This window comes from Paenibacillus sp. O199 (assembly GCF_001636635.1).
Lineage (GTDB): Bacteria > Bacillota > Bacilli > Paenibacillales > Paenibacillaceae > Paenibacillus > Paenibacillus marchantiae.
The window spans coordinates 1-21,564 of sequence record NZ_LGRP01000048.1 but is presented as its reverse complement, the minus strand read 5'-3'; the positions used below and the strand labels follow the sequence as shown (position 1 = coordinate 21,564).

Sequence of the window (21,564 nt, the reverse complement as noted above, 5' to 3'; positions counted from 1 at the left end):
TGGTCAATCCTTCAATCACATCTACTCTCATGATACCATACACACCTGTTACAACAAAAAAATTAGTCATCTTTATAGGCCATGATCTGGCCTGCAAAAAAAGGAACTCCCTCCGCGGATGACCTGTTCACAGGCCGCCCGAGAGAAAGTCCCTTCATTTCGCTACGAATAATACCCCAATTCCACTAAAAACGGTTACCTATTGATTCAAATCAGGGCGTTTTCCTGTTACCAGATACACCGTGCTCTCACCAATGTTTGTTGCGTGGTCACCAATCCGTTCGATATAACGTCCTACCAACATCAAGAGCATCGCTTGGGAAGCCTTATTTGGATGGTCTGTCATAAACGAGTAGAGGTCACTGATCATATGACTGTACAATTGGTCAACCTGATCATCGGTCTGAGCCATTTTGTAGGCCAGATCCGTATTTTCTTTCAGGAAGGATTCAATGGATTCCTCAATCATGGACTTCACGATTTCCGCCATTCTTGGAATATCCACAAGCGGTTTAATGAGCTCCTGCCCATCCATACGAAGGGTCACTTTGGCCACATCCAGCGCAAGGTCACCCATACGCTCCAAGTCACTTGAGATTTTGAAGGCAACAATAATGCGTCGCAAATCCTTCGCTACCGGCTGTTGTGTAATGATGAGCTTGGAACCTAATTCCATAATCTTGTCTTCCAAGGCATTCAGATTCGCATCATTCTTGATGATGACCTGAGCTTTCTCGGCATCCATCGTCTGTAAACTTTCAATAGCACCATCCAACGCTGTGCCTACATGCTCACCCATTTGCCGAAGCAGTGTGCGCAGTTCCTCAAGCTCCTGATCAAATTCTCTTCTGCGAATCATAGATTCCATGTCCTCCTTATCCATCATCTCCGGACACGCCGGGATCGTTCGAACTCAGCTAGCTTATCCGAACCGTCCGGATATATAATCCTCGGTTCTGGAATCTTGCGGTGTGGAGAACAATGTTTCTGTATCCGCTGCCTCCACCACTTCTCCGTTCAGGAAAAATACCGTACGACCCGATACACGAGCAGCTTGGTGCATGTTGTGGGTTACCATTACAATTGTGTATTTGTGGTGCAGTTCCTTGACCAGTTCCTCAATTTTGAGCGTTGAGATTGGATCAAGTGCAGACGTTGCTTCATCCATCAGCAGTACGTCAGGCTGCACGGCCAGAGCACGTGCAATACAGAGGCGCTGCTGTTGTCCACCGGAGAGACTGAGTGCCGATTTTTTGAGCACATCCTTCACTTCATCCCACAGTGCAGCATGAACAAGACTCTGCTCAACCAAACGATCCAGTTCGGCTTTTTGCGTCACCCCATGAAGTCGTGGTCCGTAGGCCACGTTATCGTAGATCGATTTTGGAAAAGGGTTAGGCTGCTGAAATACCATTCCGACCCGCTTGCGCAGCGTCTCTACTTCAATCTCATTGCTATAAATGTCGGAACCGTCCAACATAACTTGTCCTTCCACACGTACGCCTGGAATCATGTCATTCATCCGATTCAATGTACGAAGCAAGGTCGATTTACCACAGCCCGACGGACCGATAAACGCGGTAACTGTCTTCTCCGGCAGGTCCATCGATATATTTTTAAGCGCGTGATGCGTATCATAGTATAAATTAAGTCCTTCAATGTGAATGAGGTCCTTCATGGATGTTCACTTCTCCTTCGCGGCAGGGACAACCAGATTCCCTTACGTAGACCGATGCCAATGATTGAACTTGGCTCTCGGTCATCTATAATATCCTACCCTCTCATTGTAAAAACAGTATCACTTTCATGTTAACGGAATGTAAAAAGAGACATCTTTCACACCCATGACCCTCCTATCCGATCATTGTGTATGAATGATGCCCAGCCTATCTTCGTTTAGTCATACGCCCGGACCATATCTTCCAGTCTCTCCCGAATGTGCTCGGCCAATTCTCCAGCCGTTTTGCCTTCCTTCGCGATATCCTCTGCAATATGGGACATGCCTGCTACAGCCGTGTTCAGCTGTTTGAATGCAGCCCCTCCTTCGTTTACATGAACGGAGCTGCTGTCAATCTCTGCCGCGCTTGCTCTCACCAGTTCTACAGTCTGTCTGGTCAATCCTCCGATATCATCCAGTAAAGAGGACATATTTCCCGCAACCTCACGGGTCTGCTTGGCTAGTGCACGAATCTCACCAGCAACGACCTGGAAACCCCGTCCGTACTCCCCCGCATGTGCCGCTTCGATGGAAGCATTCATAGCGAGTAACCCACTTTGGTCAGCCAATGAACGAATGGAACGTGCCATCCCGGAACCCATGTCGATAGAGCTCAGCATGTCATCGGCGTGTTTCTGCTGACCCTCCATATGCTGATATACACGGTTATAGGAAGCATCAACCTGACTGAGACTGCTCGCTCCCCGTTCGGACAACTGCATGATCTGAGACGCTTCTACCCCAGCCTTTTGAGCGGCTTGAACCAGTTTGGTGACGGAGTCGTTGATTCTCGCTATTTCCTGTCTGCTCTGTGTAATAATATGTACACGTTCTTCCGAAGCCACATGCTGCAGTTTACGGGAAAGGGACATAACATCCCTCATCGTCAACACACCCAGCAATCGGTCTTCTTCCGTAACGATCAAACAATCGTAGAAATATTGCTCACTGCGTGCAAGAGCGATGTCAATAATCGCGGTCGCTTCTGCGTGCACATCGACAATAACAGGAGAAGAGTCCGCTGCGTGTACAACCGGCTTACGATAGAAAAGATCTGCCGCGAAGCGTCCATTCAACATTCGGTATAATGTCTCTCGCATCAACAAACCTAATGGCCGCATGTGATCATCACATAATACAATACACGGATACTCCTGATCCTGATTGAGCAGGCTTGCCGCTTCCCCGCAGGTAGTGTGAACGTCAACTACAGGTATTTGACGGCAATAGTCCCGTAATGAAATTACATTCTCTTTGGTGACCCCAATTTCATCTTCATCTTTTTGTTCTCCCATGGGAGCTACAACTTGTTCCTGTTGCGTATTTATCATTTCTTCGGGCTGGTCGGGCTTCACTTCGAGCAACATGGGCATAAATGCGCAATCTCCTTTACGTATGAGCTCCGTCCTGAGGTGGAATATATAGGTATAAAGTATCACTCAGACAGCTTCATCCTACTCCCTATACGTAAAGGAAAATAATTGTTTATGTTAACGGAATGTAAAAAAAACTCCCCGATCATTGTTAACTTGAATGATGGGGAGTTTTTCTTTTTACAACCAATTTATAACCTACACCGCGAATCGAATCAATATGAACCGATTCCGGGTCCAGCTCCAACTTTTTCCGCAATGAACTGACATGAACGTCCACCGTGCGCTGTCCTCCGATATAATCGAAGCCCCAGACCGCATTCATCAGATCATCCCGTGTAAGCACAACACCCGGCTTCTTGGCCAGATAAAGCAGTACCTCAAACTCCTTGGGACGAAGACTGATGGATTGTCCACCCAATGTCACTTCATACTTCAAAGGATATATCTCAAGCTCTCCCAGAATAATACGGGAACCATCTTTATCCTCTGGTTGCGGCAAATCTTCACCGTTCGAATAACGTCTTAACACTGCATCTACGCGAGCAAGCAATTCGGATACACCAAATGGCTTCGTAATATAATCATCGGCACCTGATTTTAAGCCTTGTACAACTTCGGCTTCACCGTTTTTGGCTGTGAGAATAATGACCGGTGTGCTAACACCCTGAATTCGTAACTTATTCAGAATATCCAGACCATTCATTCCAGGAAGCATCAGATCCAGCAGAATCAGATCAAACTCCTGGGACAACGCCCGATCATAACCTGAAGATCCGTGATCCTCAGCAATAACATCATAGCCCTCTTGTGTCAGGTTGTACGTAAGCAATCTTGATAATGTTGGTTCATCTTCAATAACGAGCAAACGCTGCGCCATGATACCCCTTCTCTCCTATAGGTTGTCTGTTGCCACAACACTTTCATTATCATAGCACCTAATTGTTAACTCTGTGTAAAACAGCACATTCCTTTTACATTTCACTTCCATCGCGCTAGATTTCTTCATCCTGAATTAATGGAAGGATAACACGAAACGTAGTCCCCATGCCAAGTTCGCTCTCTACAGACAGTTTGCCATGGTGCAATTCTACCAGATGTTTCACAATTGAAAGTCCAAGTCCAGTGCCTCCCGAATTACGGGATCTGCCCTTGTCCACCCGATAGAAGCGTTCAAAAATCCGCGGCAAATCTTTCTTCGGAATACCAATTCCTGTGTCGGATACTGCAAATATAACTTCTTCTTCGTCCTCATTATGTTCAACCGACACTTGTAATTTTACCCGTCCGCCCTCAGGCGTGTAATTAATGCCGTTGGATAACAGATTAATAAAGATCTGCTTCATTTTATCCTCATCAGCTTCAATATACAATTCTTCGGGAACATTCATCTCCAGGCGAATCTCTTTCTTCTCCGCCACCTTGGACAAGGTACCGAGGACCATCTCGAAGAACGAATGCACATGCACTGGTGAACACTGCAGGGGAGCCCGTTTGGACTCAATTTTGGATAACTCCAGAATATCTCCGATTAATCGATTCAGTCTGTCACCTTCATCATAGATAATCTGCAGGAATGAACGCTCCGTCTCTTTGTCCTGTACCCCGCCGCTGAGAAGTGTTTCGGCAAAACCTTTGACCGCGGCCACCGGCGTTTTGAGTTCATGAGATACATTCGCGACGAATTCACTGCGCATTGATTCCAGCCTGCGGATTGCTGTTACATCCTGCAGAAGGAAGAGCATCCCCCGATAAGCGCCGTCATCTTCGGACATCGGTACTCCATCAATGCGAATTAATTTTTCGACTGGATTGAACACACTTACTTCTTCATGCATTGGTTCTCGCAATGCAACACTCTCTTCAATCGTGCGTGTCAGCTCATAATGCCGCTTCAATTCAATATATGGTTTGCCAGTAACCCGCTCTGCCTGAATGCCGAGCATACGCTCCGCTTCCCGGTTAACCAGTGCAATGGATTGACCTGCATCAATCATAATAATGCCGCCCGTCATGTTGGCAAGCACACTTTGCAGCAGCGCTTCATTATCCCTGATCGTCTTCAGTTGCATCTGAAGGCTGTCTGCCATTCCGTTAATGGCAAGTCCCAGTTGACCGATCTCATCATTACGAGTTACATCCACTCTAGCATCATAATCCAGCTTGGTGATCCGGTGAGCCACCTTTGTAATATGCTCAATGGGTGATGTCAGTCCCCGCGCAACCCGGTAACTTACCAGAGCCACAATCAGGAACAGAAGGCCCAAGGTGAAGAACATCAAAATCCAGCCCTGCTGAAGACCCTGATCAACAGCTTCAAGACTCATGGATAGTCGAATGTAACCATCAAATTTCCCACTGGGTAACTCGATCATGTCGCTTTGATCCGAATTCACAGGAAGCGCCACATACAGCATGTCCTGCCCTAATGTTGCACTATAACGAATCGACTGACCATAATTTTGCCCAACCGCTTCTTTAATCTCCTGACGGTTCAAGTGGTTGTCCATTGAATTGGGATCGCTCTCCGAGTCGCCAATGACCGTTCCGTCTTTATTGATAAAAGTTACCCGTGAATCCGTCAGTCGATCCAGCTCAACCGCACGTTCTGAATAATATTTCTGTGTCTCTGCATTTTTTGGATTGGTTGCATCATGGAACGGGAACGTTGCTTTTAGCAAGTTGATCTCACGCACCATCGTTTGCTCCAATGCATTAATGTGAGTAGTCTTAAAAACTCTGCCCATCGTATACCCCGCCACAATGACGGAAATACCGATCAGCACCATCATAATGATGGCAAGGCGAATTCGGAACGGTCTCATCTATCTCTTCCTTTGTTATAAAATTAATAATTACATATCCATTTCTATTCGATCACCACGAGTGGTGGGTTGTGAAATGACAAGAAATTCTACGTCTGCTTCGCCCCGATTCTGCATCTGATGTGGCATGCCCGACGCAATTTCTATCCCTTCATGGAGTTCAAGCACAAACTCTTCCCCGTTAAGTTCCATACAAGCCTCACCGCTAAGAATAAAGAAAAACTGACGACTTATCGAATGGTAGTGCCGGGTTTCAGAAGTTCCTGCAGGCATACGTTCATGAATAATGCTCAGTGTTTCATCTTGAACGAGATGCCAACCATCGCACTGTTCACCCCATATATAGTGTGCCGCATTTTGTTTGCTAATCTTCATGTGACCGCCTCCGAAGCTTACTTGTCGGTCTATATCATATCACAGATAGCATGGAGACCCTGCCATTTTTGATTAACAGCACGCGGCGTCAGTTCTAGAACTATCTCCAGGCAAGCCTAATGATAAAGTATCATGGTTGCATCAACGCCGATCCCGACTTTTGTAAACTGGATCAAAATCATATCTCTTCCGCTATATGCTCATTAAAAAAAGACGTACCGACCAGTCATGCTGGTAACGATACGCCTTCGTTTGAAATACGTCGTCAATGGATTATCCGTTGACCACTTCGCCGCCATTAACGTGCATCACCTGACCGCTCACGTAGGAAGAATCATCCGAAGCGAGATACACGTAAGCTGGAGCCAGTTCATCCGGTTGACCTGGACGTTTCATTGGCTGAGTAGCACCAAATTCGCTCACCTTTTTCTCATCAAACGTGGATGGAATGAGAGGGGTCCAAATCGGCCCTGGAGCAACAGCATTCACACGAATTCCCTTCTCCACAACATTCATCGACAAGGAGCGTGTAAATGAAGTGATAGCTCCTTTCGTAGATGAATAATCAATTAACGTCGGATTTCCGCGATATGCGGTAATGGAGGTTGTATTAATGATTGTACTGCCTTTCTTAAGATGTGGCAGAGCAGCCTGTGTAATATAAAACATGCCAAAAATATTTGTGCGGAACGTACGCTCCAGCTGTTCTGGAGTAATATCCTCCAGCTGCTGCTGGGGATGCTGCTCCGCTGCATTATTCACGACAATATCCAGCTTGCCTAGTTGATCCACCGTCTGCTGCACGGATTTCTTGGCAAAGGCATTGTCACCAATGTCCCCGGGAATCAATATGCATTTGCGTCCTTCCTGTTCGACCTGACGCTTGGTCTCTTCCGCATCCTCATGCTCACTCAGGTATACAATCGCTACATCCGCGCCTTCCTTCGCATATGTAACGGCAACAGCACGTCCAATTCCACTGTCTCCACCCGTGATCAGAGCAACCTTATCTAACAATTTACCGGCTGCTTTATATTCAGGTTTCTCAAACTCTGGTTTGGGGTGCATCTCCGATTCGATACCCGGGCGCTGATCCTGATGTTGGGCAGGCATCGTCTTTTTGTTTTGTGTGTCGGTTGACATCTGGCATTTCTCCTCTCAAAATGGAATGTCCTGATTCAGATTCATTCTGTAGGATGGCATGAACAATACAGATTAATCCCTTTTCCAATGCTCATGCTCCAAAGTCACTGTCTCTTGCCTCGATACATACTTACCACTCGCTTTTGGCGGTTAAACAGAAAAATTCCCAATACTCTAATGGCTGTTTCTTTATCGTTTCTCACAGACATGCTGTCAACTGAGGCAAAGCCGCATTGAATTCGACCTATTATGCCAATCATTCGAAAATTTTATCGAAATTGAACGGATTCACCAACCAAATTGTATTCCTATGCCGTATGAGCTGATGTACAATGTACAGTATACAGATAAGCTTTAAATAAAATTAATCCAGTTTGGATGAAGCGATGTCATGCAGTCATGCTTCCCAACTAAGCAAATATTCTGATCTAATATGGAGACCAAACCCATGGAATCGCACATTAATTCTTATATAACACTTGTAGCAACTTCAGCTGTGCTGAATGTTTTTCTGTGTTTATATACTTATGTTAGAAGAGCAGAAATCCCCAGTTCGAAAATATTCATTCTCTATACAGCAGCTCTGTCGGTTTACACCTTCGGTTACGCGATTGAACTCGCCAGCAATACACTGGAGCAGATGAAATTCTGGACGGTCATCGAATACATTGGTATGCCTTTCTCCGCCTCTCTTGGGCTGATGCTCATGATGCAATACACGGGTAAAAAATTATCCAAAAAAGCTTCTGCTGCACTGTTTGTAATCCCTTCCATTACCTTGTTCATGGTGGCAACAAATGATTTTCATCATCTTTTCTATAAAAGAGTATGGTTAAGAGAAGACAGTTCCGTCCCTCTAATGGATATTGCTGTAGGGCAATGGTACGTTGTTCATGGTGCATTCACCTTTTCCTGTCTGTTATGTGCCTGCCTTATTCTCGTCGGACAATGGAAACATACCAAAAAGATGTATCGTCGTCAGTTACTCACATTGATCACTTCACAGCTTATTCCCATGGTAGCGGCCTTTGTGTATTTACTTGGTCTGACCCCAGGTGGTATGGATCCTGTTCCGGTTCTCATGTGCATTACATCCGCAATGTATATCTGGGCTATTCTATCCTCCCGTCTGTTAACCATCGTACCTATCGCCAAGGATAGTATCTTTGAGAGCATGCGTGAAGGCGTTATCGTGCTGGATAGTTCCAATCGTCTCGTCGACTATAATAAATCTCTGCGTGATATGCTGCCAGAGCTTGATTTCAGCATGGTAGGTCAACATCTGAACGATGTATGGCTGTCGCTTGCCGGTGAGACCTTTCCAGTGGAATATGGCCGAGAAGGTCTGCAAACCGATCTGTACTGGCAATTAAACGGAGAGACCGTCTGTTATCAGGTGAGAACCTCTTATGTGTATAACAAAGAAGGACAAGCCGTTGGCACACTGATTATGCTGATTGATATTACAGAGCAACGTTTCCTACAAGAACAATTGAAGCAACTGGCTTACTTCGATGGTCTCACCAAAATATATAACCGCACGCAGTTCCTGCTTAGAGGTCGAGAGATACTGAGTGAAGCCCAGCTTAATCTGCGGCCGACGGCCTTTATATTATTTGACATTGATCATTTCAAACGAATTAATGACACCTATGGACATGACGTTGGGGATCAGGCCATCATTCATGTGGTCTCTGTATGTAATCGTTATCTGAATTCGGAGATGTTGTTTGCACGTTATGGAGGAGAGGAGTTTGTTATCGCGGTACCCAATGCCTCCCTCCAAGACGGTGAGCAGCTTGCTGAGAAGTTACGCGTGGCTTTGTTGAATGACCCGCTGGAGGTACAAGGTACTCGTATTCCACTGACTTCAAGCTTCGGAGTGGCACAATATAATGGAGGGTCCGATTCTCTGGAATCCTTGCTGCGTGATGCCGATACGGCACTATATGAGTCCAAGCGTAACGGTCGTAACACCGTATTTGCCCACGCTGTAAGCTTGGGTTAACTAAATGTAGCGTTTAACTACGTGAGCCATATATGCCGTTATTTCAACACTAGCACCTTGATGGTTGTCAGACATCACCCCAGACGGAGCGAACAAAAATAGACAGCCTCTGGGCTGTCTATTTCAATACGGTTCAAAAACTTACTTTCTTATTCAGCTTGTCCCAACGTTTGAAGTGCAAACGCTTTAAGTTCAGCTCGCAAATAAAACTCGTTTCGCAGCTATTGTTAGATCACCTGGTTGTTCACCATCAGATACACCATAATGAGCAGGAATACGGCAAGCAATGTGCTGAACGTACGAATCTTACTTTGTTCTGCACTGACGTCACGATTGCTTTTCACAGCCTCTGCTGCCAAGCGTAACGGTTTACCCATAATGCCACCGATTGCTGCAATAGCCAGCAACAGAACCACTACCACGCCCATCCACAGATAGGAATACTCACCCTTGGTCATTAAGTAACCACCCGTAAGAAGCTGAATTACAAGTCCGTACTGTGCGATACGGTTTAATGAACGGAGCGATGCAAATGCTCCCTCTTGAGCGGCAGCACTCAATGTACGGATTTTGCCCACAACGAATGGCAAGATCAGATAGAAGCCCATCGCCAGTGCTCCAATAATATGGAGCAAATACATAATCATTGTCAAAATGTCCATCCTCCTCAGAAATTTCAGTCAGTGTGCTATACATCACATCTCATTATACTGGGGAACTTATCCAAAGAAAAGAAAACCTCCGGATGATCCGAAGGTTTTCTGTCTGTTCCTGTCAAAAAGTTTTCAAACTTACAAGTTAACTACTGAAATGACGTTACGAACCGAATCCGCAGATTTGTTGAGTCCCGCTTTTTCTTCAGCAGTCAGTTCCAGTTCAAATATTTTCTCAATTCCGTTACCACCCAGAACGGTTGGCACACCAAGGAACAAGTCGTTGTAGCCATATTCCCCTTCAAGGTAAGCAATAACCGGAATGATTCGTTTTTTATCTTTCAAAATGGCTTCGGTCATTTGCACCAATGAAGCTGCTGGTGCATAATATGCGCTGCCGTTTCCGAGCAGGTTAACGATCTCACCCCCGCCAACACGTGTGCGTTGTACGATGGCTTCAATGCGCTCTGCCGGGATGAGGGTATCGATTGGAATACCGCCAACGCTGGAATAACGAACGAGTGGTACCATATCGTCTCCGTGGCCGCCAAGAACGAATCCACGGACGTCTTCAACCGATACATTCAGCTCTTGTGCAATGAATGTGCAATAACGTGCAGTATCCAGAACACCGGACTGGCCGATTACGCGGTTTTTAGGGAAACCAAGCGTCTGATAAGCTGCATATGTCATTGCATCTACCGGGTTGCTTAGAATAATGACGATGGAATCAGGGCAATATTTTTTCACATTTTCACAAACAGACTTCACGATTCCTGCATTCGTGTTGACCAGATCATCACGGCTCATACCTGGTTTACGGGCAATACCTGCCGTAATAATAACAATCTCCGAACCTGCAGTATCCTCGTAGTTGGAAGTACCGACGATATTGCTGTCGAAGCCCTGAACAGGACTAGCTTCCCACATGTCGAGCGCTTTACCTTTAGTCGGGTTTTCCAATTGCGGAATATCAACCAGAATAACATCCCCGAGTTCTTTTTGGGCAAGCATCAAAGCCGTTGTAGCTCCGGTAAATCCGGCGCCGACTACTGTGATTTTTTTGCGCTGAATAGTCACGATTCACATCTCCCCTTACAGGTTTTTAATGATTTGATCAGCAAATTCAGAACATTTCACTTCAGTAGCGCCGTCCATCAGACGTGCAAAGTCATAAGTTACTGTTTTGTTGTTGATGGATGTTTCCATACCTTTGTAGATCAGGTTAGCCGCTTCTTGCCATCCCAGGTGCTCAAGCAACATTACGCCGGACAGAATAACGGAACCAGGGTTCACGACATCTTTGTCTGCATATTTAGGTGCAGTACCGTGAGTAGCTTCGAAGATAGCATGTCCTGTTACATAGTTGATGTTCGCTCCTGGAGCGATACCAATTCCGCCAACTTGTGCAGCCAGTGCATCGGACAGATAGTCACCGTTCAGGTTCAACGTTGCGATTACATCGAACTCACCTGGACGAGTCAATACTTGTTGCAGAGCGATATCGGCAATAGCATCTTTCACGATGATTTTGCCAGCATCTTCAGCTGCTTTTTGAGCTGCATTAGCTGCATCCGTACCGTCTTTTTCTTTAATGATATCGTATTGTGCCCAAGTGAACACTTTGTCAGCAAACTCGTCTTCAGCAACTTCATAACCCCAGTTTTTGAAGGCACCTTCTGTAAATTTCATGATATTACCTTTGTGTACCAATGTAACGCTCTTACGGTTGTGATCGATGGCATATTGTACTGCTGCACGTACCAAACGTTTGGAACCTTCGGAGGAAACTGGCTTGATACCAATACCGGAAGTTTCAGGGAAGCGGATTTTGTTTGCACCCATCTCCTGTTGCAGGAATTGGATTACTTTTTTCACTTCTTCTGAACCTTCTGCGTATTCAATACCTGCATAGATATCTTCCGTATTCTCACGGAAAATGACCATGTCTACCAACTCAGGACGTTTAACCGGAGAAGGTACACCATCGAAATAACGAACAGGACGCAAGCAAGTGTACAGATCCAGTTCTTGACGAAGCGCTACGTTCAGGGAACGAATTCCGCCACCGATTGGTGTAGTCAATGGTCCTTTGATCGCTACGATATACTCGCGAATAGCTTCAAGCGTATCGTTTGGCAGCCACTCCCCGTATGTATCGAATGCTTTTTGTCCAGCAAACACTTCATACCATGCGATTTTTTTGTTGCCGTCATATGCTTTTTCAACAGCTGCATCCAATACACGTTTGGAAGCTTTCCAGATGTCACGGCCTGTACCGTCACCTTCGATAAATGGAATGATCGGGTTATTAGGTACTTGCAGTGTACCGTTATCAATTTGAATTTTTTCGCCTTCAGTTGGGTGAGCAAATTTTTCTAATTTCATTAGTATAATTCCTCCTTGGGTTTCGTAGATGCAGTATGATAACACACCGCTTGTCTTATTGGAGGAAGGGTTATGAACGTGCTGCTAATTTCAGCCAACATGTTACACCCCTTCACCCCGTCCTTTTTATTATACTGGTTTTGATGCCATTAGCGAAGTTCGATTGAAACGTACTTCTGATCTGTTGGGCCTGTGTACTCGGCACGCGGACGAATAATACGGTTATCCGCAAGCTGTTCCAGAATATGAGCAGTCCAACCTGATACCCGGCTAATCGCAAAGATTGGTGTAAACAGGACCTCTTCAATACCCAATTGGGTATATACGGAAGCGGAATAGAAATCTACATTTGGTTTCAGACCTTTTTGTCCTGTCACCAGCTCTTCGATCTTCACCGACATATCGTACAAGCGTGTATCGTTGTTCATTTCCCCCAGTTCCTTGGACATCTTTTGCAGATGTTTCGCACGTGGGTCTCCATTTTTGTAGACACGGTGTCCAAAGCCCATGATCTTCTCACGGTTGTTCAATTTTTCTTGAATAGCTGCTTCCAGACGATCAGGTGTTCCAATCTCATTCAGCATTTTCATAACGGCTTCATTTGCACCGCCATGCAATGGCCCCTTCAATGCGCCAATCGCAGAAGTTACTCCCGAATAGATGTCGGAAAGCGTAGCTACTGTTACACGTGCTGCAAATGTAGAAGCGTTCAACTCGTGATCCGCATGCAGGACAAGCGCTTGATCAAGGGCTTTAACAGCGGTCTCGGCTGGTTGTTCTCCAGTCATCATATATAAAAAGTTTTCTGCGATGGAAGCGCCTTCTTTTGGAGCCACAGGTTCTTTGCCCTGACGGATACGGGCTATGGCTGCCACAATGGTTGGCAACTGCGCTTGCAGCTTAACCGCTTTGTTCTCGTTCGCTTCCGCTGTCATCTCGTCAGCCTGCTCATCGTACAGAGCCAGTGCGGATACCGCGGAACGCAGTGCTGCCATGGTACTCATGTTTTTCGGATACAATTGGATTTGTGCAATCAACTCGCTCGGAATCGGCGCGTAATCGCTCAGGCTTTTGCGAAGGGATTTCAGTTCATCCGTAGTTGGCAATTTACCAAACCACAGTAAATAGGCAACTTCTTCAAAGCTTGCATGTTCTGCCAGATCGTCAATATCGTAACCACGGTATGTAAGCACACCGTCTACAATGGAGCTGATCGAAGAGGTTGTTGCAACGATGCCTTCCAGACCTTTGGTAGCTGTCATATTACATCTCTCCTTTAATAAACGAAATCAAGAACCCATCCAGAGTGTCATCTACGTGCTCAAACGCACTCGTCCTTCTTTTGTAACCATTTACATTTTAAAATTAATAAATACCTCAATATCCGGTTTTCATATCTGTCAATCGGTATTTCCTTATCTCATCATACTGGATTTTGTCGTTTATGTGAACATGATGCGAGGTCATCCGCACATCAAACTTCTTTATCGGACTGATAAAGCATTTTTGAAAACCTTTACAAAAACAAGGTTGACATTTTATTCTTTTTATATAAATCCGTGCTATAAATCAAGTTTTTATTGCTATATTTTGTGAACATGAGGCATACTCTAGGCAAAAGAAAAGATATAATTCGACGACATCCTGGCGTTTCAAATCAGTGTATTTGCTCTATATTAACTAGATAGCTTCCTATGCTTCCTTCGTGGTAGCTTGAAATGGAATAAGGAGAGTTGATGCTTGGATAGAATCATAATGAAACGCCTGTTGCGCGGCTTATGGGTGATTATTGCGACCATACTCATTGCCGTTGCCATATACCTGCTGTTCCCGCTGTTATATCCTTTTGCCATCGCCTGGATTATCGCTTATGCGATGAACCCTCTGGTGAAGTTGCTTCAATACAAGGCCCGATTTCCCCGCTGGCTGGCTGTAACCTTATCACTAATTATTTATTTCGGGGCCATTGTCGTCGTATTGTCTGCTGCGGTAACCCGTATGGTCAAGGAAGTCATTTCACTAACGACGAGCTTCGACCTTCATGTCGATGAGATTAAGGCTACGTTCATCCGTTGGACTCAGAATGACACAATTCAGAGTTTAATTGGACAGATCAATGAATTTTACAAGGAAAATCCCAACTATCAGGAGACCATTAACAGCAATATTAGCAAAACAACCGAAACGGTAGGTACAGCTGTAACGGACCTGGTCACCGGATTTTTCAACATGATCCTGAACCTGCTCACTTCTCTCCCCAATATGGGAGCCGTATTAATCGTGGTTCTGCTGTCAACTTTCTTTATAAGCAAAAGTTGGACCAGACACAGCATTACCGTATCGGGCTGGGTACCCTCATCCATTCGCAAACCGATTACCGACATATGGAATGATCTCAAAAAAGCACTGTTCGGTTATGCACGAGCCCAGTTGATCATGATCTCTATCACCGCATTATTTGTCATGATTGGATTGCTTGTGCTCCAGGTTAAATCTGCCTTTACGATCGCTTTGCTCATCGGTCTGGTGGATCTGCTTCCTTATCTCGGCGTTGGCTTGGTGATGGTTCCCTGGGCAGCATACCTGCTTATGAATGGAGACTTGTACCTGGGGATCGGCATCAGTATTGTATATCTCATTGTGCTGATTGCTCGCCAAATCATTGAACCCAAAGTGCTTGCCAGCAGTGTCGGGTTGGATCCTCTGGCCACATTGGTTGGCATGTTTGTCGGATTGAAACTGTTCGGTGTACTCGGTTTGATCATCGGCCCTGTCAGCCTCGTTATCCTTGATGCATTTAATCGAGCGAACGTGTTCCGTGATCTCCGAACATATATTATTAACGGACGTGTCCGATGAAATCATGATTTCTGCTTTCTGTGATCCGCATATAATCAAGACTAAAGAAGGCACCGCTCATCAGACTGAATCTGATGGTGGGTGCCTTTCTTCAACTGATGCTGGTATATCCTATTTTTTCGGACCACGATAAAACTTAATACTTCCGTTTCTCATTTTTTTCTCCAGCCAGCCCAGGAAGAATAGACGGTACACTGAACGTGTTACTGGGAACAACAGTGTAAAACCGATCAGATCTGTGATAAATCCCGGGATCAACAGTAGAAAACCACCGACAAAAATAAATAGTCCATCTACCATTTTCCTTCCGGGCACCTTACCGCGCTCCATCTCGGATTTGGCATCAATAAGTACTTTTCGTCCTTCAAACTGCAACATTGCTATACCGATCAAGGACGTGAGAATCATGAGAAGCAATGTCTTTCCGGCTCCAATCCAGTCACTCATAAGAATGAAACCAAACAGTTCAATCACCGGAATGATTAATAGCAGGGCCCACATCCATCTTCGCATTACGTATTACCCCTTTCCTGAAAGCCACACTTTCTCAAGCGCGCTGTAGAGCTCAGAAGCTGCCTTATCCAGCCTGACTGGCTTCCAGTCCCCATTGACCCATACATGTTGGGTAGAGCCTGTAACCAATCGTTCACCAGGAAGGGACTCCTCAGATGACCATACTCGTTGCCCGCTGCCTATCTGCTCATTAAGGTCTGGAGTCATGCGCCTTATGTCATACTCATAGTTCAGTCGCAGACCACTAAATGCAGCAATACGGGTGAAAATGATGATGTCATCATCATACCGGGCAGGTTTATGATATTTCACATCCAGTCCGGTTACCGGAAGCAGTAACCCCTGTTCCTCCATTTTACGATATGTATACCCCATTTGGCGAATCATCTCGGTTCGACCGATTTCAAACCAATTCAAATAGTTGGCGTGATAGACCACACCCATCTGATCACTTTCTTGATAACGCACGCGAAGACGTGCCGTGTACCAACTGCCATTGCTTTGTTGTTGCATGTTACCGGCCTCCTTCGATAAACCAATTATTACGTATCTAGAGACGACAAAGTCTCATAAAGATGGAAAAAAAGCAACGGGACGCAAACGCCCCATTGCTTCATTCCTGTTGCTTCTCGTCCAAACACAATTATGCGTTGTTTGGAATTTGGCTTACTTTGATCAGGTTAGTGGAACCCGAACGACCCAAAGGTACACCCGCTGTAATAACAACAAGATCTCCTTCTTTTACAAGTCCGGATTTCACGCCGCCTTCAATTGCATTTTCAAACAAAGCGTCAGTGGAATCAACAAGTCTTCCTTTGACTGGTGTTACACCCCAAGCCAATGCAAGACGACGGGAAGTTCTGTCTTCCGTTGTCACCGCGATGATTGGAGATTCTGGACGATATTTAGAAATCATGCGTGCTGTATGACCGGATTCAGTCGAAGTAATGATCGCTTTAGCGTTCAGATCTTGAGCTGACAGGGCAACAGATTGGCTGATTGCTTCAGTAACTGTTGTTTGTTGAGCAACACGTTGTTTCAGATACAGCTCTTGGTAAGGCAGAGCGGATTCTGCTTTTTCGGCAATACGGGACATTGTCAGAACGGATTCAACTGGGTATTTACCAGCAGCTGTTTCACCAGACAACATGATTGCATCTGTACCGTCGAAGATCGCATTAGCCACGTCACTTGCTTCTGCACGTGTTGGACGCGGGTTGCGTTGCATGGAATCCAGCATTTGTGTAGCTGTGATAACCGGTTTGCCTGCAACGTTACATTTTTCGATCATGCGTTTTTGTACCAATGGTACTTCTTCCGCAGGAATCTCTACACCCAGGTCTCCACGAGCAACCATCAGGCCATCGGACACTTCAAGGATTTCATCCAGGTTGTCCACACCTTGTTGGTTCTCAATTTTGGAGATGATTTGGATATGTCCAGCATTGTGTTTTTCAAGCAATTCACGAATCTCAAGGACGTCGCTTGCTTTACGAACAAATGAAGCCGCGATGAAATCGACACCTTGCTCGATACCAAATACGATATCGTTAGCATCTTTTTCAGTAATACCCGGCAGAGAAATGGCAACGCCAGGAACGTTAACACCTTTTTTGCTTTTGATCGTACCGCCGTTAACGATACGGCATTTGATCTCGGTGCCTTGTACTTCCACCACAGTCAGTCCGATCAGACCGTCGTCGATCAGAATTGTAGATCCCGGTTCAACATCACTCGGAAGATCTGCATACGTAATGGAGAGACGTTCTTTGGTGCCCAGAATTTCTTCTGTTGTCAAAGTGATGTACTCGTCTTGAACCAATTCGATTGGCTCCACTTCGAGTTTACCTGTCCGAATTTCCGGTCCTTTGGTGTCCAGCAAGATCGCTACTGTCTTGTTCAGCTCTTCGCATGCTTGGCGAATTGCTGTGATCCGTCCGCCGTGCTCATCGAAATCACCGTGGGAGAAGTTCAAACGGGCCACGTTCATACCGGCCATAATCAATTTTTTGGTATTCTCCAATGATTCACTGGATGGACCAATCGTACATACAATCTTTGTTTTGCGCATTTTGGGTTTCCTCCGATTTTAAAGGTCTATCTTTTTATCTCTTTTTCTTTTTCCAACTATTAAATTTACTATACTTTTGCTCATTTGTATAGGAAATTCGTCACATCATTCAGCATTTCCCGACAAATTACCTGCTGTATCGACTTCAACAGGTACTTGAGGGGCCTCAATTTGCACCTCAGGTTCAAACGTGACTGATCCAATCTTACGGAATTTCTCATACCGATCCTGCTTCAATTGGTCACCAGTCCAGCCTTTCATCTCGTCCAGATGACGAACCAATGCCTCGCTAATTGCAGCCGCAGATTCTTCATAATCCCGATGAGCACCACCGCGTGGCTCAGGGATTATTTCTTCAATGACCTCCATCTCCAGAAGGTCTTTGGCCGTTATTTTCATCGCTTCGGCCGCCTGATCTGCCTTGGATGCATCTTTCCAAAGAATGGACGCAGCACCGTTCGGAGAGATCGCTGAGTAAATCGCATGCTCCAGCATCAACACACGATTACCCACAGCCATAGCCAGGGCCCCGCCGCTTCCGCCTTCGCCGATGACCACTATAATAACAGGCACCGAGAGCTTCGCCATTTCCAGCAGGTTACGGGCAATAGCTTCCGATTGACCTCTCTCTTCAGCAGTATTACCCGGATACGCCCCTTTAGTATCAACGAATGTAATAATTGGACGACCAAATTTGTTCGCTTGCTTCATGAGACGCAGCCCTTTTCGGAATCCTTCTGGATGTGCGCTCCCAAAAAAACGGGCGATATTATCCTTCGTATCTTTCCCCCGCTGTTGGCCGATGACCGTTACTGTTTTTCCGTTTAGCTTCGCCAGTCCGCCAACAACCGCCAGATCGTCTCCGAACATGCGATCACCGTGCAACTCAATGAAATCGGTAAATATCAATTGGATTAAATCCAGTGCCGTCGGACGCTGCTGATGCCGCGCCAGATGCATTTTCTGAGCAGCCGTTATGCCGGTATAAATCTCTTCTTCGAGTCTATGATAACGTTCTTCCAGGCGGGCAATTTCATCAGTGAAGTCGATGCCTTTTTCCTGTCCAAACTGTACGAGCTCTTCGATCTTCTTGCGCATCTCAACCAGAGGCGCTTCATATGGCAACTCACCCGCCATTTAGACCCCTCCTTTTTCACTATGCATGTCTAGAAGCTTGCCAAGGGTGGCTCGAAGTTCTTTACGATGGACCACCATGTCCAGCTGACCGTGCTGCAAATTAAATTCTGCCGTCTGAAAATCATCAGGCAGTTTCTGACGGATCGTCTGCTCAATGACGATTCTACCGGCGAAGCCAAATACAGCTCCCGGCTCGGCGATGATGATATCACCAAGGCTCGCAAAACTGGCCGAAACTCCACCTGTCGTAGGATCGGTAATGACCGAAATATACAATCCGCCCTGTTCATCCAAACGGGACAAAGCCGCACTAGTTTTCGCCATTTGCATAAGGCTAAGAATACTCTCTTGCATCCGGGCACCCCCAGATGTTGAGAAAATGATCAAAGGTAAGCGTTTCTCTGTTGCATGCTCAATCGCACGGGTAATTTTCTCCCCTACAACCGAACCCATACTACCTGTGAAGAAGTCGAAGCTCATGACAGCAACAACCACAGGCAAACCTTCTAAGGTTCCCTCACCCGTAATGACAGCTTCCTTCAGTCCTGACTTCAGGCGCTGTTGTTCCAGTTTGTTACTATATCCAGGGAATTCAAGTGGATCAACTGATACCATATCAGCGTCATACTCCACAAACCCTTGCTCATCTAGAACCATGGCGATACGTTCCATTGCGTTCAAACGCATATGGTAGCCGCAAGCCGGACATACTTTCAGGTTTTTTTCCAATTCCTTGCTATATTGAATCGTGCCGCATTTGCTGCACTTGTTCATAAGTCCTTCAGGTATTTCCCGTTTTGGACGTTCTCCAGCTTCCTGACCTTCGCCACGAAGCGCACGCTCGGAAGGTATGGTGGCGTACTTCCGTTTTTTCTGGAATATATCTTTGAACACAACTACACCTCTCCAGCCGTTGATTTGATGGCCGCAACCTGCAGTCCGTTGCATGTAGCAACTTCATCCGCGCGCTGCGGTAAACCGCTTACGACCCATACGCTGCCATGGGCCTTGTCCAGCATTCACAACAAAAAAATCCGCCGGTATAAGGCAAGGATCAGCGGCTTCTGTCAGCACGATTGATGTTACCTGCAATAACCGAAAGATTGTTGCGCTGATGTTTGAATCTGTCTTGGTAGGGTCTCTGGGAGCAATCTGGTCAGTCCTTGTCCTAACAAAAAAAGAAGGAAGGACAGCAGCATACAATACATGCAAGTCGATTCCTCTTTCCGCTTACGCGGTCAGTCCCTTATGTACCATTGGTACTTCTTCATCTGCCAAGGCACGTCTGATATCGAATGAATCAGGAATGCAGAATCGAATTCAGCACTTCCTGAACCTCTTCCAATTCCCCTGAAGGGACGCGAATCTCAAATTGCTGCTTGGATAAACTGATGGGACGGGTCTGTACCAGAAAACCTTCTTCCGAAAGCTTGGTCTTAATCTTGTCCGCAACCTTTGCTGTCGGTGCAATGTAAATCACCGTCCACATGCCATGTCCGCCCCCTAAGCTAATGTTCAGAGCCCGTATATTGGACTAATGATAACATACCTCACTTTTTTTCTGCAAGGAAGGGTTCGGGACCTTTGGGGAGAAAACGAGATCTAGAGGGACATTTGTCCCGCGAGGATAACCGATATGGTTGATGCAATGTTCCTAAGACTTTCTTTATCAAAAAGGAATTCCAGGCCGCTCAGGGCAGCAACAGCCACCCTGGATGACCTTTCATTGAACAAACAAAAGATACCAAATGAATGAAAACACAAATGAAGAAAATCAGATATCCGATGGATATTTCTTGGCTTTAATATTTTTGTGAGCAATTCGGGCAGAAGCAGCAGCGGCGAGCCCGGCAACCAGGTCGTCCAGAAAAACATGTATAGCTGGTCCTGCTTCGTTCAGATCATGAATGACACCAATCTTTTCTTTATCCAGATAACCAAAACTGGTTAAACCGATCATACCATACACATGGGTAATGCCAAGAGCAAGAGTCTCGTCCACTCCATACAGGGATTCATCCGCCTCCATAATTGCCTGCAAAGGCTGCGGCAAAAGGCGTTTCTCAGCAAGCTCGTCGAGGGCTATACCTGTGTACAGCGTATATTGCACCTCACGTTTCTGCAGTACCGATTTCACACTCGTGACACAGTCATCCATAGTCAGTTCCGGGTGGTACCCTTTTTGCAGACGATATACAATTTCCGCGATTGCATCAATCTGTACACCCCGCCGGGCCAGCATGGCTTCTACGATTTCATATGACATATCTCGACCTCCCGCATCGCTCCCCCGAGGACCCCCAGGTCCTTCGGTGTTCTCAAGTGTATGCGGCAAACTTCCAAAATGTTCATAAAAAATGCGGAATGCACATTCGCTTTGATAGTCTGCTCATCCTATAAATTATGTAAAAAGATTCACATATTACATTCTTGCTTGCGTTCAATATCTCCTTCGCCTGCATACCTGATGGAATTGGTAAAATAAATACAAAAAAACCTGCT

General features: G+C 45.8%; 20 protein-coding genes. 2 read left to right on the top strand and 18 right to left on the bottom strand.

Annotated elements, in window-relative coordinates; genetic code table 11:
• Positions 1-199 precede the first annotated feature (199 nt).
• From phoU to A6049_RS30055, 7 genes are all read right to left on the bottom strand, one after another.
• On the bottom strand, positions 200-859 hold the full coding sequence (phoU, locus tag A6049_RS30085; protein WP_063568102.1) for a phosphate signaling complex protein PhoU: 660 nt from the start codon (positions 857-859) through the stop codon (positions 200-202).
• A 63-nt stretch (positions 860-922) separates the two neighbouring features.
• On the bottom strand, positions 923-1,678 hold the full coding sequence (gene pstB / locus A6049_RS30080; protein ID WP_063568101.1) for a phosphate ABC transporter ATP-binding protein PstB: 756 nt from the start codon (positions 1,676-1,678) through the stop codon (positions 923-925).
• 218 nt (positions 1,679-1,896) lie between these two features.
• Entirely contained in the window at positions 1,897-3,090 is a 1,194-nt protein-coding gene (locus A6049_RS30075; protein WP_063568100.1) for a methyl-accepting chemotaxis protein, read from the bottom strand.
• Between the two features lie 151 nt (positions 3,091-3,241).
• Positions 3,242-3,970, bottom strand: a complete 729-nt coding sequence (locus A6049_RS30070; RefSeq protein WP_053783546.1) for a response regulator transcription factor — start codon at positions 3,968-3,970, stop codon at positions 3,242-3,244.
• A 115-nt stretch (positions 3,971-4,085) separates the two neighbouring features.
• A complete protein-coding gene (gene pnpS, locus A6049_RS30065; protein ID WP_063568099.1) occupies positions 4,086-5,915 on the bottom strand; it encodes a two-component system histidine kinase PnpS in 1,830 nt (609 codons plus the stop codon).
• A 30-nt stretch (positions 5,916-5,945) separates the two neighbouring features.
• Entirely contained in the window at positions 5,946-6,290 is a 345-nt protein-coding gene (locus A6049_RS30060; RefSeq protein WP_063568098.1) for a cupin domain-containing protein, read from the bottom strand.
• A gap of 273 nt (positions 6,291-6,563) precedes the next feature.
• Positions 6,564-7,433: an SDR family oxidoreductase gene (locus A6049_RS30055; RefSeq protein ID WP_063568097.1), complete on the bottom strand. Its 870-nt coding sequence runs from the start codon at positions 7,431-7,433 to the stop codon at positions 6,564-6,566.
• 448 nt (positions 7,434-7,881) lie between these two features.
• On the opposite strand from A6049_RS30055, the gene A6049_RS30050 reads away from it, so the two are divergent.
• Positions 7,882-9,441, top strand: a complete 1,560-nt coding sequence (locus tag A6049_RS30050; RefSeq protein WP_063568096.1) for a histidine kinase N-terminal 7TM domain-containing diguanylate cyclase — start codon at positions 7,882-7,884, stop codon at positions 9,439-9,441.
• Positions 9,442-9,668: 227 nt separating this feature from the next.
• Here the strand turns inward: A6049_RS30050 and A6049_RS30045 are convergent, their stop codons facing one another.
• The 4 genes from A6049_RS30045 to citZ all read right to left on the bottom strand — a co-directional run bounded on the left by A6049_RS30045 (position 9,669) and on the right by citZ (position 13,744).
• Positions 9,669-10,094 carry a hypothetical protein gene (locus tag A6049_RS30045; RefSeq protein WP_090808739.1) on the bottom strand — a complete coding sequence of 142 codons (426 nt, stop codon included), beginning with the start codon at positions 10,092-10,094 and terminating at the stop codon, positions 9,669-9,671.
• Positions 10,095-10,232: 138 nt separating this feature from the next.
• Complete coding sequence (gene mdh / locus A6049_RS30040) at positions 10,233-11,174, bottom strand: malate dehydrogenase (RefSeq protein WP_063568095.1); 942 nt, start codon at positions 11,172-11,174, stop codon at positions 10,233-10,235.
• 15 nt (positions 11,175-11,189) lie between these two features.
• On the bottom strand, positions 11,190-12,482 hold the full coding sequence (icd, locus tag A6049_RS30035; RefSeq protein ID WP_063568094.1) for an NADP-dependent isocitrate dehydrogenase: 1,293 nt from the start codon (positions 12,480-12,482) through the stop codon (positions 11,190-11,192).
• A 149-nt stretch (positions 12,483-12,631) separates the two neighbouring features.
• Positions 12,632-13,744 carry a citrate synthase gene (citZ, locus tag A6049_RS30030; RefSeq protein ID WP_063568093.1) on the bottom strand — a complete coding sequence of 371 codons (1,113 nt, stop codon included), beginning with the start codon at positions 13,742-13,744 and terminating at the stop codon, positions 12,632-12,634.
• Between the two features lie 478 nt (positions 13,745-14,222).
• Between citZ and ytvI the strand changes: the two genes are divergently transcribed.
• Positions 14,223-15,341 (top strand): sporulation integral membrane protein YtvI, encoded by a 1,119-nt coding sequence (gene ytvI / locus A6049_RS30025; RefSeq protein ID WP_063568092.1) that lies wholly within the window; start codon positions 14,223-14,225, stop codon positions 15,339-15,341.
• Positions 15,342-15,452: 111 nt separating this feature from the next.
• Here the strand turns inward: ytvI and A6049_RS30020 are convergent, their stop codons facing one another.
• From A6049_RS30020 to A6049_RS29990, 7 genes are all read right to left on the bottom strand, one after another.
• On the bottom strand, positions 15,453-15,854 hold the full coding sequence (locus A6049_RS30020) for an FxsA family protein (protein WP_063568091.1): 402 nt from the start codon (positions 15,852-15,854) through the stop codon (positions 15,453-15,455).
• Between the two features lie 6 nt (positions 15,855-15,860).
• On the bottom strand, positions 15,861-16,367 hold the full coding sequence (locus tag A6049_RS30015; protein WP_063568090.1) for an acyl-CoA thioesterase: 507 nt from the start codon (positions 16,365-16,367) through the stop codon (positions 15,861-15,863).
• A gap of 130 nt (positions 16,368-16,497) precedes the next feature.
• The gene (gene pyk, locus A6049_RS30010; protein ID WP_063568089.1) at positions 16,498-17,925 is read right to left on the bottom strand and encodes a pyruvate kinase; all 1,428 of its coding nucleotides are present in this window, start codon (positions 17,923-17,925) and stop codon (positions 16,498-16,500) included.
• A gap of 105 nt (positions 17,926-18,030) precedes the next feature.
• Positions 18,031-19,062: an acetyl-CoA carboxylase carboxyltransferase subunit alpha gene (locus A6049_RS30005; protein WP_063568088.1), complete on the bottom strand. Its 1,032-nt coding sequence runs from the start codon at positions 19,060-19,062 to the stop codon at positions 18,031-18,033.
• Positions 19,063-19,956: an acetyl-CoA carboxylase, carboxyltransferase subunit beta gene (gene accD / locus A6049_RS30000; RefSeq protein ID WP_063568087.1), complete on the bottom strand. Its 894-nt coding sequence runs from the start codon at positions 19,954-19,956 to the stop codon at positions 19,063-19,065.
• Positions 19,957-20,362: 406 nt separating this feature from the next.
• On the bottom strand, positions 20,363-20,551 hold the full coding sequence (locus tag A6049_RS29995; RefSeq protein ID WP_017689496.1) for a hypothetical protein: 189 nt from the start codon (positions 20,549-20,551) through the stop codon (positions 20,363-20,365).
• 285 nt (positions 20,552-20,836) lie between these two features.
• Complete coding sequence (locus tag A6049_RS29990; RefSeq protein ID WP_024629130.1) at positions 20,837-21,328, bottom strand: phosphatidylglycerophosphatase A family protein; 492 nt, start codon at positions 21,326-21,328, stop codon at positions 20,837-20,839.
• Between the last annotated feature and the right edge of the window lie 236 nt (positions 21,329-21,564).

Excerpts from the sequence above, each read along its gene's own strand:
- A6049_RS29995 (WP_017689496.1), bottom strand. The coding sequence starts at position 20,551 with ATGTGGACGGTGATTTACATTGCACCGACAGCAAAGGTTGCGGACAAG.
- phoU (WP_063568102.1), bottom strand. The coding sequence starts at position 859 with ATGATTCGCAGAAGAGAATTTGATCAGGAGCTTGAGGAACTGCGCACA.
- A6049_RS29990 (WP_024629130.1), bottom strand. The coding sequence starts at position 21,328 with ATGTCATATGAAATCGTAGAAGCCATGCTGGCCCGGCGGGGTGTACAG.
- A6049_RS30060 (WP_063568098.1), bottom strand. The coding sequence starts at position 6,290 with ATGAAGATTAGCAAACAAAATGCGGCACACTATATATGGGGTGAACAG.
- A6049_RS30075 (WP_063568100.1), bottom strand. The coding sequence starts at position 3,090 with ATGCCCATGTTGCTCGAAGTGAAGCCCGACCAGCCCGAAGAAATGATA.
- A6049_RS30020 (WP_063568091.1), bottom strand. The coding sequence starts at position 15,854 with ATGCGAAGATGGATGTGGGCCCTGCTATTAATCATTCCGGTGATTGAA.
- pnpS (WP_063568099.1), bottom strand. The coding sequence starts at position 5,915 with ATGAGACCGTTCCGAATTCGCCTTGCCATCATTATGATGGTGCTGATC.
- pstB (WP_063568101.1), bottom strand. The coding sequence starts at position 1,678 with ATGAAGGACCTCATTCACATTGAAGGACTTAATTTATACTATGATACG.
- A6049_RS30015 (WP_063568090.1), bottom strand. The coding sequence starts at position 16,367 with ATGCAACAACAAAGCAATGGCAGTTGGTACACGGCACGTCTTCGCGTG.
- A6049_RS30005 (WP_063568088.1), bottom strand. The coding sequence starts at position 19,062 with ATGGCGGGTGAGTTGCCATATGAAGCGCCTCTGGTTGAGATGCGCAAG.
- icd (WP_063568094.1), bottom strand. The coding sequence starts at position 12,482 with ATGAAATTAGAAAAATTTGCTCACCCAACTGAAGGCGAAAAAATTCAA.
- A6049_RS30055 (WP_063568097.1), bottom strand. The coding sequence starts at position 7,433 with ATGTCAACCGACACACAAAACAAAAAGACGATGCCTGCCCAACATCAG.
- A6049_RS30070 (WP_053783546.1), bottom strand. The coding sequence starts at position 3,970 with ATGGCGCAGCGTTTGCTCGTTATTGAAGATGAACCAACATTATCAAGA.
- citZ (WP_063568093.1), bottom strand. The coding sequence starts at position 13,744 with ATGACAGCTACCAAAGGTCTGGAAGGCATCGTTGCAACAACCTCTTCG.
- pyk (WP_063568089.1), bottom strand. The coding sequence starts at position 17,925 with ATGCGCAAAACAAAGATTGTATGTACGATTGGTCCATCCAGTGAATCA.
- A6049_RS30050 (WP_063568096.1), top strand. The coding sequence starts at position 7,882 with ATGGAATCGCACATTAATTCTTATATAACACTTGTAGCAACTTCAGCT.